General features: G+C 56.7%; 9 protein-coding genes. 2 read left to right on the forward strand and 7 right to left on the reverse strand.

The features are described 5' to 3' along the window. A complete protein-coding gene (locus J9777_RS08070; protein ID WP_209348656.1) occupies positions 1-3,312 on the forward strand; it encodes an error-prone DNA polymerase in 3,312 nt (1,103 codons plus the stop codon). On the opposite strand, the gene J9777_RS08075 is transcribed toward J9777_RS08070, so the two are convergent. Genes J9777_RS08075 through J9777_RS08090 form a run of 4 tightly spaced genes read right to left on the reverse strand, consistent with a single transcriptional unit; the run spans position 3,306 to position 8,649 of the window. Beyond that, complete coding sequence (locus tag J9777_RS08075) at positions 3,306-4,352, reverse strand: alpha/beta hydrolase (RefSeq protein ID WP_209348203.1); 1,047 nt, start codon at positions 4,350-4,352, stop codon at positions 3,306-3,308. The genes J9777_RS08070 and J9777_RS08075 overlap by 7 nt on opposite strands. Further along, the gene (locus J9777_RS08080; RefSeq protein ID WP_209348204.1) at positions 4,349-6,787 is read right to left on the reverse strand and encodes a PQQ-binding-like beta-propeller repeat protein; all 2,439 of its coding nucleotides are present in this window, start codon (positions 6,785-6,787) and stop codon (positions 4,349-4,351) included. Before J9777_RS08080 ends, J9777_RS08075 begins: the two co-directional genes overlap by 4 nt. A 35-nt stretch (positions 6,788-6,822) precedes the next feature. Next, positions 6,823-7,581, reverse strand: a complete 759-nt coding sequence (locus J9777_RS08085; protein WP_209348205.1) for an SDR family NAD(P)-dependent oxidoreductase — start codon at positions 7,579-7,581, stop codon at positions 6,823-6,825. Next, positions 7,582-8,649, reverse strand: a complete 1,068-nt coding sequence (locus J9777_RS08090; RefSeq protein WP_209348206.1) for a VOC family protein — start codon at positions 8,647-8,649, stop codon at positions 7,582-7,584. A gap of 254 nt (positions 8,650-8,903) precedes the next feature. Between J9777_RS08090 and J9777_RS08095 the strand changes: the two genes are divergently transcribed. Beyond that, complete coding sequence (locus tag J9777_RS08095; RefSeq protein ID WP_209348207.1) at positions 8,904-11,405, forward strand: TonB-dependent receptor; 2,502 nt, start codon at positions 8,904-8,906, stop codon at positions 11,403-11,405. An 88-nt stretch (positions 11,406-11,493) separates the two neighbouring features. Here J9777_RS08095 and J9777_RS08100 read toward each other — a convergent pair whose 3' ends face one another. Genes J9777_RS08100 through J9777_RS08110 form a run of 3 tightly spaced genes read right to left on the reverse strand, consistent with a single transcriptional unit; the run spans position 11,494 to position 15,133 of the window. Next, a complete protein-coding gene (locus tag J9777_RS08100) occupies positions 11,494-12,135 on the reverse strand; it encodes a TetR/AcrR family transcriptional regulator (protein WP_209348208.1) in 642 nt (213 codons plus the stop codon). Positions 12,136-12,172: 37 nt separating this feature from the next. Then, positions 12,173-13,285: a VOC family protein gene (locus J9777_RS08105; protein ID WP_209348209.1), complete on the reverse strand. Its 1,113-nt coding sequence runs from the start codon at positions 13,283-13,285 to the stop codon at positions 12,173-12,175. A 3-nt stretch (positions 13,286-13,288) separates the two neighbouring features. Next, on the reverse strand, positions 13,289-15,133 hold the full coding sequence (locus J9777_RS08110; RefSeq protein ID WP_209348210.1) for a PQQ-binding-like beta-propeller repeat protein: 1,845 nt from the start codon (positions 15,131-15,133) through the stop codon (positions 13,289-13,291). Positions 15,134-15,151: the final 18 nt, after the last annotated feature.

Genomic DNA, 15,151 nt, shown 5'->3' on the forward strand with positions numbered 1-15,151 from the left:
ATGCCCGATCAACCGCTCACCCCCGCCAAGCGCGAACTGCGACCTGATGGCCCGCTTACGCTCAATCCGCGCGCGCAGTTCGTGGAGCTGGGCGTTGCGAGTTGCTTCTCTTTTCTGCGCGGTGCGTCCGATGCAGTCGATCTGGTGGAAACTGCCTATGAGGCAGGCTATGACGCTCTTGGCATTGCCGATTGCAATACGATGGCGGGCGTCGTGCGCCTCCACAGCAATGCCAAACAGGCCGGGATACGCCCACTCATCGGCTGCCGGATTATCCTGATCGAAGGGCACGAATTCCTTGCCTATCCGCAAGACCGCGCATCCTATGGACGGCTTTGCGCACTGCTCTCCAAAGGCAAAATGCAAACTACCGATGGCGAGTGGCAGGACAAGGGCGCATGTGATCTGACGCTCTCGATGTTGGCTGAGCACAGCGAGGAAGTGCAGTTGATCTCGCTGCCGGAAGAAAACCTCGATAGCTTTGCCGATACACTCCCTCAGTTGACCCAGTATCTGCCGACCATGCGCCACATCGCTGCCGCCTATCTCTATCGCGGCGATGACCGCGGGCGAATCGGGCGCCTTAATGCTCTGGCCAAGGCCAACGGTCTGTCGATCCTCGCCACCAATGATGTCCATTATCATGTGCCCGCGCGTCGCCCGCTGCAGGATGTGATGACCTGCATCCGCGAGAAGACCGTCATCCAGGACGCAGGCTACCTCCTCCACGCCAATGCCGAGCGGCATCTGAAAAGCCCGGAGGAAATGGTCCGCCTGTTCGCCGAGTGGCCGCATGCGATCACCGCAGCGCGCGAAGTGGCGGACCGGTGCGACTTCTCGCTCGACGAACTTCAATATGAATATCCGGAAGAGACCGTACCGGGAGGCCGGTCACCGCAGGAATATCTCACTCAAGTGACGTGGGAAGGCGCGACAAGGCGTTATCCGGATGGCGTACCAGATAAGGTTCGTGGGCAGATTGAGCACGAGCTAACCCTAATCGCCAAGCTCGACATTGCGCGGTACTTCCTCACCATCAAGGATGTGGTCGATTATGCGCGCGGCTGCGAGCCGCCCATCCTGTGCCAAGGCCGCGGATCAGCCGCCAATAGCGCGGTCTGCTACTGCCTCGCCATAACCGCAGTCGACCCATCCGAAGTCGAATTACTGTTTGAGCGCTTCATTTCTGAAGAGCGCAAAGAACCGCCAGATATCGACGTCGATTTCGAGCATGAGCGGCGCGAAGAGGTTATCCAGCATATTTACAAAAAATATGGTCGCCGCCGCGCTGGCCTATGCGCAACGGTTATCCATTATCGCCCGCGCTCTGCCATTCGCGAAGTGGGCAAGGCGATGGGCTTGTCTGAAGATGTGACATCGGCATTGGCGCGAACGATCTGGGGAAGTTGGGGCAGCTCGGTCGATGAAGACAAAACTGAAGAGGCCGGCCTCGATCTAAGCGATCCCTATTTGAAACGCGTCATTGCCTTGACCGACCAGCTAATCGGAATGCCCCGTCATCTATCGCAGCATGTTGGCGGTTTCATTCTTACCCAAGGGCCGTTGATAGAAACCGTCCCGATTGGCAATGGCGCGATGGCAGATCGCAGTTTCATCGAATGGGACAAAGATGACATTGATGAACTGGGGATCATGAAGGTCGATGTCCTCGCGCTTGGAATGCTCACCTGCATCCAGAAATCCTTCGATCTGATCCATGCACATTACGGCAATCGCTACACTCTCGCGACCGTTCCGAAAGAGGATAAGGCCGTCTACGACATGCTATGCAAGGCGGATTCCGTCGGCGTGTTCCAAGTCGAAAGCCGCGCGCAAATGAACATGTTACCCCGCCTGAGGCCGCGCAATTATTATGACCTCGTCATTGAAGTCGCAATTGTCCGCCCCGGCCCGATCCAGGGGGATATGGTACACCCCTATCTCAAACGCCGGTCGGGCAAAGAAAAGGTCGAGTTCCCCTCCCCTCACCCGGATCACGGCCCGCCAGACGAGTTGGAGAAAATCCTCAATCGCACCAAGGGCGTTCCAATCTTCCAAGAACAAGCGATGAAGATCGCTATCGATGCCGCCAAATTCACTGCCGATGAAGCCAATGAACTGCGCAAAGCTATGGCGACTTTCCGTTCACGCGGGACGATTGGCCGGCTGGAAGATAAGATGGTCGGCCGGATGGTTGAACGCGGCTATGATCCCGATTTCGCCGGGCGCTGTTTCGATCAAATCAAGGGCTTTGGCGACTATGGTTTCCCCGAAAGCCATGCCGCCAGCTTCGCCCACCTTGTCTACGTGTCTAGCTGGATCAAATGCCACTTCCCAGACGTGTTCTGCGCCGGATTACTTAACTCGCAGCCAATGGGATTCTATGCCCCGGCGCAAATCGTGCGCGATGCGAGAGAACATGATGTCGAGGTCCGCGAGCCTGATGTAAACTTTAGCGATTGGGACAATCTGCTTGAGCCTGCTGGCCATGGACGATGGGCTGTACGCCTCGGCTTCCGGCAGATTAGCGGCGTTGCGAAGGACGATGCTCAGGCGATCATGCATTATCGCAGTCAACCCTATCGCGATGTTGAGGATTGCCGGACGCGGGCGCATATACCCGTCGCTACTATAGAGAAGCTCGCCGCTGCCGATGCCTTTCGCTCCATCAGCTTGGATCGTAGGCAAGCTCTGTGGGATGCACGGGCACTCAAGCAGGCCCCAGATTTGCCGTTATTCACTTTTTCTGAGGAACGCGATGAGGGTGAGGAAGTGCCAGTCGTGCTGCCCGCCATGCCTGCCTGCGAACACGTTGTGGCCGATTACCAAACAATGCGCTTATCGCTGAAAGCACATCCCTTCGAATTCCTGCGGAAGAGCTACGAAGAACGCGGGTTCATTCGCAACGCCGATTTAGGTGAACGCAAATTTGGCGCACCTGTTCAAGTGGCGGGGATCGTTCTCATCCGCCAACGCCCGGGCAGCGCCAAAGGCGTGTGTTTCATAACGTTGGAGGATGAAAGCGGGATCGCCAATCTCGTCGTCTGGCCAGATGTTATGGCGCGGTATCGCAAGGTCATCATGGGCGCACGGATGATGGAAGTGCGCGGCAGAGTGCAAAAAGACGGCGATGTAATCCATGTCGTCGTAGACAAGTTGGAAGACGCATCGCCGCGTCTGCTTGCGCTGTCCGACGATTTGCTCGCAACGCAAGTCGACCGGGCAGATCATGTCGTCAATCCAGTACCAAGCGGTCTTCACCGCCATCCGCGCAATGTACGGATCATTCCGGCGTCACGGGACTTTCATTGAGGTGATGCATCCGCTTCCAGCTTACCAAGAATGTGGTCCGCTAAGGCTGTATTGACCGCTTCGGTCGCTTCAAACTGCGGCGCATGCCCAACCCCATCGAGACGCACGACTGAAAAATCATCGCTAATCTTGCGCGTCAGATCAATGAATTGCGGATCGAATACCGTATCATCCTCGCCCCAAATCAATAGCGTGGGAACCTCAAACCGAGCGTCACGGCTTGGCCAGTAATCGTCTTCGGAGACTTCATCAGGCGCAGGAAGATTGGCGCGATACCAGTTGATATGGCGATTGATCCGGCGCAAATCCGACGCTGCATTCTGCAGCACATCAGCTTCTACACGAGACATACGCCCCGCCTTGAAGTGGTTTTCCGGCCCGGTTGCAATCCGGCCTCCTGCCCCGCTCGCCCACATCAGTATTGGCGAAGCGTCCTTGAGCATTTCAACATATGCCGACTTCTCGCGTTGCTCCGACGACGTACGCAGCAGTTCCACCGCGATATTCTGAGGCGGCGCGCTCATCCCGGTGGCAGTGAGAATACGCTCAGGACGGCTCTGCGCGTAGGCTAGCCCAAAGGCTGAGCCCCAATCATGCCCCACGATATGGACTTTCTCGACGCCGAGTTTGTCGATCAAGGCATCGAGGTGGAGTGCCATATTCTCCAACCGGTACTGTTCTTGTCCCGCAGGGGCATCCGAATGCCCGGCCCCAAGTCCGTCGATTGCTACGACGCGGTGCGTGTCTCTCAGTGCCTCCATTGGCCGAATCATCGAATACCAAGAGGATGGAAAGCCATGGATGAACAAAACGGCATCGCCTTCACCCGCCTCCACGACATGAAGCTTGTTCACGCCGAACTCGTGGCACCATTCACGGTAAGGAACCTTCTCTCCCGCGCGTTCATTCGCGAGCGCTAAGGCCGGGTCGCGGCCAATCTCGCAACCAACCGGCGAGCTATAGTTCCAGATTGCAGCACCAGCCCCAGCGACGCCGATTAGTAACGCCATGATCATCAAGAACCGGTTCAAACGTTTCATTCAGCCTCCACCTCGTCGGGCAATGCATAGGCGATAACGTAGCCGCCTTTTCCATCGCGCTCGCTTTGCGGGTCGAGATAGCCGGTCTCCGAGTCAGCAGGGTAGCGCCAGGTCGGATTGGGCACTGTAACAATCACCATCTGCCTCCCCGATTCCGGAGCTACAAATGACATCGGCGTCGACTGGCCGTTACCAGGTAGGTCCGCGGACCATTTGACCTCGCCAGTGCGCACATCGAAAGCGCGCACCATCGAATCCATCGTCGAGCTGACAAAGGTGAGCCCGCCGCGTGTGGTCATCGTGCCAGCGCGCACTGCCGTTCCAACATCGATCGGCAAGCCGCTGCGCAAATTGAACGGCCCGGCATCGCGCATATTGCCGAGCGGCCGCGACCACAGCAGTTCCTTTGTATTGAGATCAATCACAGCGATGCGTGACCACGGTGGTTCGAAACATGGCACAGACGTGCCCAACCGGGACATAAATGGCATGGGCAAGCCATAGAAGCTCACTTGCTCGTAACTATACGGATCGTCGGGATCTGCTTCAGGTGCCGGAGCATTTGGATCCATCCGTACTGCGGGATGGTCTTCACCAAGCAGCAAAGCCGCTCTGGGCCCGGCATCAGCGACTTGCTCAGGTGTGACCAATAGCAGTCGATGAGCAAGCAACATCGGGGCCGCTACCAACAGACCGTTGTCCGCATCGACCGACACACTGCCCCAATTAAACCCGCCGAAATTGCCCGGTGCAATCAACGTCCCCGAGCGTGTGGGCGGCGTATACATCCCCTCATACCGCATCATTCGGTACTCAATCCGGCACACCATCTGATCGATGGGTGTGAGGCCCCACATGTCTTTCTCATACCTGTAGGGATGAAAGTTGGGCAACGGAGAGAAAGGCTGGGTATCAGCCAGATATTCGCCAAGCTCTGGGTCTTGCGGAACCGGGCGTTCTTCAATCGGATAGACCGGCGTGCCATCGCGCCGGTCGAGCAGGAATATCTCGCCCATCTTGGTGGGCACAGCGACCGATGGAATACGCTCCCCATCGCGCTCAACATCGACCAGAACCGGCTGAGCTGGCACGTCATAATCCCAGATGTCATGCTTCACCGTCTGGAAGGTCCAGCGCTCCTCCCCTGTCGCCGCATCAATCGCGACAATTGCGGACGAATATTTGTCATCAAACTCGCGGCGTTTGCCGCCGAAATAGTCCGGATTGGCATTGCCGGTGGGCGCAAAGACAGTGTCCAGTTCCGGGTCGTAGCCCATGACCGACCAGACATTGGGCGTTCCGGGCGTGTAGCGTTCACCTACCGGCGGCATTCCGCGATTGCCCGGATTTCCGAGATCCCATGCCCATGCGAGCTCACCGGTAACCGCATCAAATGCGCGGACCACGCCGGATGGAAGACCGAGGCGCTGATTATCCAGCACCAGCCCACCGACGACCAGATTGTCTCCGGCTACGGTGGGTGGCGAAGTATGATAATACTCCTTCGGTGCATGCTCACCCATACCTGCCCGCAAATCAACTATTCCGCCCTCGCCGAAATCACTGCACAACTCGCCAGTATCAGCATCGACGGCGATCAGGCTTGCGTCGACAGTCGCCGTGACAACACGCTTGCGGCAAACACCGGTATAGTCTTGGGGCCCTTCATGATAGGCAACGCCGCGACAGGTGATCGCATATTGGTGCTTGTCTGGCGGCGCGATCTTCGGATCGTGACGCCAGATTTCCTCGCCGGTCTCCGCGTCGACGGCCATCATCACGTTGGCCGCACCGCATAAGTACAGACGCCCATCAATCGCAAGCGGGGTGGCCTTGAAGTCTTCCTCCAGTCCCGTGCGATAGCGCCATACTTCTTCGAGACCATCCACGGTCTCAGTATTGATCTGATCGATAGCCGCGAACCGCGTTCCGCCGGCGGTATTGCCATAATGCTTCCAGTCGGTCGCCAGCGCAGAAGCAACCTCCCGCTCACTGCCCGTACCGTTCCGGACATAGCCCTGCAGGCTCGCAACGAGCAGCAACGCAACGCTTGTCAAAGCAGGCCCACCGATGAGCCAGCCGCTTGGTGCAGTGACCTCATCACCGGCCTTACTTCGCAACGATTGGCGATACCACGGAGTGAGGAAGTAAAGCCCCACGACAACCCATGCCGATAGCCGAGGGAGAAGCGCGAACAGATCGAAACCCGCTTCGTGGATCGACCACACCAGCGTCACGCCCAGAATAACGGCATAGATCGTTGGTGCTTTAGAGCTGCGGCGGATCACCAATACCGCAACTACGATCGTCGCCAAACCCACCAACACGTAATAGGGGCTACCGCCGAGATAGGTGAGAAAGCCGCCGGGAACGGTCAGCACCAGCCCGATCAACAGCAGCAGGATCGCAAAAATCCAGTGGGCCAAACCACGCATTGTCTTGCTCTCCCTATCCCGCCCTATTCGCCAGTTTACAGTGGATGGATTGTATGGCCGCCGTCCAAAATCAGACATCGCCCTGTCATGAAATCGCTCTCGTCAGATGCGAGATAGACGGCCGCACCTTCCATGTCTTCCAGCTGGCCAATCCGGCCGATAGCTGACCTGCGCCTTGCGGCATCTTGAAACGCTTCACTTGTGTCGAGCGACATCTCGGTTTCGATGAAGCCGGGAAGGATGGCGTTGGCCCGAATACCTGCTGCGCCAAGCTCCAACGCGAGCGCTTGGATCAATCCAATGACCGCAGCCTTGGTCGTCGAATATCCAGCAGCGCCGCCAGTTCCGATCAGCGCCGCCACCGAGGACGTCACGACAAGCCTCCCACCAGCCCGGCGCTTCAGCATATGCTCTGTCACGGGTGCAAATGTCTGCACCACACTCATCAAATTTAGGTCTACGGTAGCAAGCCAATCGCTACGGCTGGTTTTGTGCGAAGCGCCGCGGAAACCGCCACCGCCAGCGTTGGCAAAACAACTGTCTACCTGACCAAATCGCTCCAGCGTAGCGGCGAAGGCTTGGGCGATCTGTTCTTCGTCGGTAACGTCACAGGCATAGGCTTCGACATCGCCTCCCATGCTGCGAAGTTCTTCGACGGCGACCGCGTTCTTTTCGGCGTTGCGCCCCCAAACTGCGACCGACGCACCAGCTTTGACCAAACCGCGTCCATAGGCCAGTCCCAGCCCGCCATTGCCACCGGTAACCAGCGCGACTTTGCCATTCAAATTGAACATCTATCGTACCTCTACACCGTTGCCATCAAAGTTCTTGGCAGAGTAAATTGAGCTTTCCGGCAATTGCTGGAGCCCGAGCAAGTTGCCATCCGGGTCACGCCCGAACACAGTCATCGCACCATCAAGCGATCCTGCTCCGTCAACAATCGTTCCGCCCGCGTCGAGCAGACGCTGACGCGCGCGATCAAGATCGGCAACATCAAACATGACGATGTTGTAGCCGGGCGCATCGAGTGGACGGGGTACACCGGGCAGCGCGGTATCTTCGCTGTGATATTGCGCGATCTCGATTTCTAAGTTCCGCAATTGGAACCAGGCCATTTCAATTTCACTGTCTTTGAGGCCGGAAACCTTGTCGACGTTTTCACCCGATATTGCGAACCAGTTTCCGATCCGGCGCGGCTCTTGCCCGCCAAGGAAAGCAGAATAGAATTGCACCATCGCCTCGAGATTGGGCGTGGCCATCGCGACATGCCGCATACGATATTTGTTCTTCGGTGGTTCGGGCAGATCAAGTTGCGATACATCCACCTCTTCGACTTCGGTGATGATACCCTGAGCATCTCTGATGTAGCCGTATTTCACTGGGTTGCGGCTGCTTAACGACACAAGTTCTTTGGCACCGATCGGCTCAGCACCGGCCTCCAGTGCGCGCTCATAGGCATTGGTATCCTGCACCGCTTGAAAGCAGACATGCATGATACCGGGTCCTTGAACAGGAACCGCCGAGTGGTTCGTATGCGCCTCACTATTACCAAAAGACATCAAACGCAGTTGAGCGTTGCTGGACCGCAAGAGCTTCGAGCGCGCTTGCGCAAAGTCATTCGGCGCTAGGCCGGTTGGCAAAGAGGCATCCGAGAAATCTCCGTCACCAATCTGCTCCACACCGAAGGCTGCGCTGTAATACTCTGTCGACGCGTCCACATCCGCGACGCTGACACCGACGTAGTTAACGCCCACGATCAGATCATCGAGCTCCTGCTCAGGCGCACCGCCCACTAACCCGCACGCAGCAAGCAGTGGGATAGTAACCATCGCCATGGCGGTTCGTAAATTGGTCAAGCGCATTCGGGCTTCTCCATAACTCCCAGATTTCAAAACCAGCGCAGCAGCACCAGCATCACAATTCAGTATTCGCCAAACCCACCGTCCGGATTCGGGCGAACTGCACACAGTGATGAAACTTGATAGACAAATAGTCAATAAAAGATGATTGAAACGCAAAATTCGGTGATTTCTCCGCCTTTCAGGCTCTTTTATTGACTAATCATCCAACAATGGCTATTTGGCGATTCAACGAACAAAATCGTGGGGAGAACGAAATGTCTGGATTCGAATTTAGGCGCACCATGCTGTGCGGTACCGGCGCAATCGCGCTGATGGCACCTATGCAAGCGTTTGCGCAGGACGCAGACGGCGAGGCGGAAGCGGCGCCGGACAATAACGTTATTGTTGTGACCGCCTCGAAGCGTGAGACAACGCTTCAAGAGACCCCCATTGCCGTTTCGGTCACCAGTTCAGAACAGATCGAACAATCGCAAGTGCGCGATCTGTTGGACATTCAGACCTTGGTTCCATCGCTGAGAGTGAACCAGCTTCAATCGTCAGCCAACACCAACTTCATCATTCGCGGCTTCGGTAACGGCGCCAACAACGCAGGGATCGAACCGTCGGTTGGCGTCTTTATCGATGGTGTTTACCGGTCCAGATCAGCTGCGCAGATCGGCGATTTGCCAAACCTACAACGCGTAGAGGTACTGCGCGGCCCGCAATCAACTCTGTTCGGTAAGAATGCGTCGGCGGGTATCATCAGCATCGTAACGCAAAAGCCGCAATTTGAATTCGGTGGTTCAGCCGAGCTTTCCTACGGCAATTTCAATGCCATCGTAGCCAAAGCAGACGTTACCGGACCGATCAGCGAATCGATCGCGGTTAGTCTGTCCGGCAATCTCAACAAGCGCGACGGCTATGTGCAAGACCTCAATCTCGGCATCGATAATAACGAGCGTAATCGCTGGGGTGTCAGGGGCCAATTGCTCATCGAGCCAAGTTCGGATCTGAGCTTCCGCTTCATCGCCGATTACGACAAGATCGACGAGAATTGTTGCTCGGTTGTGAACATCGTCGACGGGCCAACCGGTAATGCAATTCGCGCATTGGGCGGACAAATTGTCTCAAACGACCGGTTCGGCACTACCAACGCGCTCAACTACGCATCGATCAACGAAATCGAGAATTACGGCGTATCGATGCAGGCCGATTGGTCGCTGGACACCATCGATATCACTGCGATCAGTTCCTATCGCGGAGTCCGCACGTTCGCCGACCAAGACATCGATTTCACTAGCGCTGACATCGTCCAACGTAGCGAGGGTCGCGGCGATCTTGATACTTATACGCTGGAATTGCGTGCAGCCTCAAATTTCGACGGGCCGATCAACTTCCTTGTTGGCGGCTTCCTGTTCAAAGAGGACATCGAGACGAATGGCGCCCTTGAATATGGCGCGGACTTCAAGGGTTATGCCGACCTTCTCACCGGAGGGGCCTATAGCAACCTAGAGCCCACGCTGCGCGCGCTGGTCCCCGGTATTCCGGTCGGTACATTCGGCGGCCAAGGCCAAGGCCGGATAACCAACTTCATGTATAGCAATGACGCGATCTCGATCTTCGGACAGCTTGATTTTGCGATTACAGACGATCTCACCTTCACCGTTGGCGGTAACTACACCAACGATAAAAAGGCGGTGATCCAGAACAATGTCAGCACCGACGTATTTTCCGGCATCGACTTGGTACAAGCAGGTGTGGCTGCCGGTGTCCCAGCGACGGTAGCAGCAGATGCGAACTTTAACCCGTTCCTGGCCTTGCGCGGCTTGCAATTCATTCCACCTTACTTGAACTTCCCGAATGCAATCGAGGATGGCCGGACCGAGGATAATGATCTGTCCTACACATTCCGCTTGTCCTATGATTTCCCGGACAATGTCAGCGTATATGCGACCTACGCGACAGGCTTCAAAGCATCGTCGGTCAACCTCTCAACCGACAGCCGTCCGTTTCCTGCAGACTTCATTCCGGGTTCGCCATTCCAATCGCCACCTCCCGCAGCGTCACCGATCCGCGATGCTGGGCTGGCTGTTACCAACCTCAGCACCGGCTCACGCTTTGCTGAGCCTGAAGAAGCCAAGGTCTACGAAGTTGGCGTCAAGGGACAATGGCCGGGGTTTGCATTCAATCTGGCGCTGTTTGACCAGACGTTGAATGGCTTCCAGGGCAATGTGTTCACGGGCACCGGCTTCGTTCTGGGGAATGCTGAGCAACAATCGGTTCGCGGCTTCGAGTTCGATACGTCGATCTCGCCAACGGACGGGCTCACTTTCACTGCTGCGGTCACACATTTGGATGCAGAATATGATAGCTACGCCGGAGGTTCGGCGTTCAACCCTGCCACGCTCGGTGTGGTTCCAACCGATCTAACGGGCCTGCGGCCTGCCGGTATTCCGGAGTGGAACATTACGGTTGGCGGCACATATAATCTGGAATTCAACAGCGGCCATGTACTGACATTCCACGCCGACTTCCTGCATGAAAGCAACACGCAGATCGCTGAAGGCCTGCCGCAGTTCCGCCGCGAAGTGAACCAGCTCAACAGTTCCATCAGCTTTGCGCTCAACAACGGACTGCAACTATCGATCTGGGGGCGCAATCTGACCGACGAGGTATACAACACAACTGTGTTCCCAGCGGTTGCGCAAGCTGGATCGCTCAACGGTTACCGTAACTTCCCACGGACCTACGGCGGTTCAATCAAGTTTGAATTCTGATCCCTTCCCATCGGGATATACTGGGCGGGTGGAGCAATCCATCCGCCTTTTTCCTTACCAATATTGAGAGAGCCGCTATCGGCAGCGTTTAGTCTGCTTTGCGCCTACGTAGCTGGGTTCTGCGCACCATATAATCGGTTTTTAGCGAAGTGAGCGACCCGAGAATCATCGTGGTCGTCAATTGTTCGACTTCATCCAGCGGAAGCCGGCGGCGTAATAGATAGGCTCCCGCTGCCGCAGGAATTCCGAAACTGATATCAGTTGCTGCGCGGGCAAGTTCAGGCGGCAGATCGAGTACGCGCTCGGCAATCTCCGTCACATAATCGACGGCCGTATCCCGGCTATATTCAGTCGGATCATGCATGTCGCTGACCGATGGCTCGGCCTGTAGCCGCTCGATAATCAAACCACGTTCGTCGATATATTTGAGGTAGGCATGCGTCACCGCACGAACGAGCCCTTCGAGCGTATCCGCATTTTCTGCGGCCTCTGCCTGAGAGCGCCTGAGCCGCCGCAGCTCGCGATCAAGCAAGACTTTGAGCATTTCTGTGAGATTGCTGAAGTAGTTATAGATCAGTGATTTACTGATACCCGCTTCACGACCAATGCTCTCCATCGACAAAGTCGCCACACCGTCACGCGCAACAATTTCGGCTGCGTGGTCAAGGATCAACTCACGTCGCTTCTCTGGACTTAGCCGGGTTCTTTGTTTCGCAGCGCTTCGTGTCATATTCACTCACTAACAGAGCAATCGCAGTGTGCCAGCTTCAATCGACCTTTGGCCCGGTTGGCGAACGCGTTTCGGCAAACCACCGCACGCTTTCGATTGAATATGGGTCAGAGCCGCCAAGCCGTTCCTGAAACGCGATCAGATTGCCTTCGGGATCGCGAGCGAAGCGGATCATGCGCCCGCCGAGCTCGAACGATTGACCAGCGAAGACCATACCTTCGCTCTCCAGCCGTGCTGCTGTGCCCGCGAGATCGATCACTTCGAACACGACACTGCTATATCCAATTTCATCAAGCATTCGCGGTTGATCGTGCACCGGCGTCTTTGGTTTCGTGTAATGCCACAGCTCGATCTGGAGATTACCCACATCAAACCAACTCGCGGCAATTTCGATGTCGTCCATGTCGGCAATATCGTCGAATGTCTGGCGCTTGGTAGGCGGAATTTCTCGCTTCGGACCATAACCCAATATCGTGCTGTAAAACTCAACCATGGCTGGCTTATCACCCGTGACATTGGCCACATGAGATATCCAAGCAGTGTGTCCGATTTTCTTGCGTCCCAGCTCTCCGGAAGCCGCAATGGCCCGCGTTTCCAACTGTTCCATTTCAATCATGATACCGTCGGGGTCGTAGCCATAAGCATAAGTGACGCCATAGCCGCCGAGGTCGACCGGGCGGTCTCCGCGCGATACCATGTCGAGGCCGAGCTCCTTGAACCGGTCATATTTCGGCGCAGCCGCATGCGACTGAAAGCAGATATGCGTGTATCCCGGACCGATGACCGGCCGCCGGTTCGGTTCGGCGGCATTGTCCGGATCAATGTCGAGCAATCGCAGGAATACGGTCGGGGTGCGTATGAAAGCGATTTCAACTTCGCCGTCGCGCTTGGCCAAAAGTTCCGCTGGGAAAGTTGCAGCCGGAATTCGCCTTCGCTCGACCAGTTCATAAGGAACCGCTGCGCCGTAAAAGGCTAGTGTCTCGTCGATATCAGAAACTGTAATGCCGACGTTGTGGATCCCGCGGATCGCCTCGTGCGATGCCGCCTGAACGCCTACAGTCGCACTCTCGACTACCCGAACTTTCTCATGCGCAGTGCAGCCAACTAGCAGCGAAGTCGCGGCAATTACCAAGGATAGTCTGCTGAGCATCGACTAGTCCTTCTTCACGCGGTAAACGAGCAAGACATTGCCGGGTATTTCACCGAATTTGTCATATCCCGAATTGACGATGACCATGCCCCCGGCGACCACCACACCGGCGCTGTCGATGGTGCCGCCTTTGGCTTCCACGCCGTTGACAGTCTCAAACGCGCGATTGGTTTCCTGCTTCCACAGCACCGCCCCGTCTTTGTCAGAATAGGCCAGCAGCCGACCATTATGCGCACCGGCAAAAATCGCGCCGCGAATGGCCGTTGGCGGGGCGGAGAGCGCGGTCATGCAAGCGTAGCTCACCTCCGGGCAAGTCGGGGGTTCGATGCGGGACCAAAGTGGCTTTCCGGTGGCAGCTTCAAAGGCGTGTATCCCGGGACGCGGCGGCCCCTCGGCAAAGCGGTTGCCCGGTGTATCGGCGATGCCGACCCACAGCGTCTGGCCATCGCTTGCCATGCCCCAGTGAATTCCGCCGTTGAAGCCACCCATGCCAACGCGGCGGCGCCAGAGAATTTGTCCGTCATCGTCGGGATCCAAGCCAAATATCTCGCCTGACTTCTGGCCGGCGAGCAGGATGTCCTTACCCGATGCCAATGTCGTCAGGATCGGAGGCGCGCCGAAATCGAAATCCGGACCATCTTCCTCAGGACAATTGGCACGTGGATCACGGCCGCATGCAGCATTCCAAGAATCGCCAGCTATGGTTTGCGTGATCCAGCGCTCGCGGCCAGACTTCAAATCCAGCGCGACGATTGCATCGCTCTTGTCATTCGCAGGAGACGAATAGTTTTCACCAGTACCGACATAGAGCAGGCCGCGTTCGACATCGATTGTCGGCGTAGACCATACGGGCGCACCGCTCGGCGCCAGAATATCAACGCCTTTGGATGACTTACCAGCATTCGTTGGCTTCCCGGTGGTATACCAGCGCCACAGATGCTCGCCATTTTTGGCGTTCAGCGCAGTGACACCACCCCTAAACGTGCAGCACTCATAGTCGTCGGCATATGCGCTGATAACCTCGGTTGAAGACATCGGCACGAACAGTATGCCATCGTGCAGACTGATGCTGCCCGTAATTGTGCCGTCTGGATGATCCTTGATCGAGCGGGTCCATTTTTCCTCGCCGGTCAGCGTATCGACCGCATGAACGCGCCCATCGACATCGCCGAAGTAGAGTGTCTCCGGTCTGCCGTTGGATGCCTCAGCGATCACCGGAGCATTGCGCACTTCGGCCCCAGCTTCATAAGTCCACCAAGCACAACCGGTTTCGGTATCAAGCGCATAGACTCTGCCCGATTGACTCCCTGTGAAAATTGCTTCGCGCGTTACCGCCGGTTGAGATCGCGCCCGCTGAGCGCCAGGGAAGCCGAATGCCCAAGCCAGTTCGAGTTCCGGGATATCGGAGGCGGAAAGCCCAGCCGATTGCTCCGTTTGGAAGCGTGAGTTGCGCTTATCAACGCCCCAACGGTTCCACAGCGGCGCTCCTGCGAATTGTAGACGATCTGCACAATAATCGACTGCAACATCGGCTTCAGCGGCTCCGTCGCCGAGATATTCCGCCAGAATGAATCGATCGACACGGTCAAGTGCGTTCCCCTGCTCGCGCATCACTCCGGTAGTCAGCGCAGCGGTGATCGCCGCCGGAGTCATGCCTTCCAGCGCCTCACGGCTCGGCGCTCCGGCGACCTGCTCATCGTGACAACTTGCACAATTTTCCGCATAAAGAGCTTCCGCGCGAACAGCCTGGCCGCTTGGCGCGAGTTGCTCTTCTGGCTGCTCATCCGCGATCGAGCATCCACCCAGAGCAAGTACCAATCCCAAAACGACGCTGACTGATCGTGTCACTAACCGCACCTCCATTAT

Source organism: Pontixanthobacter sp. CEM42, assembly GCF_017812015.1.
Taxonomy (GTDB): domain Bacteria; phylum Pseudomonadota; class Alphaproteobacteria; order Sphingomonadales; family Sphingomonadaceae; genus Pontixanthobacter.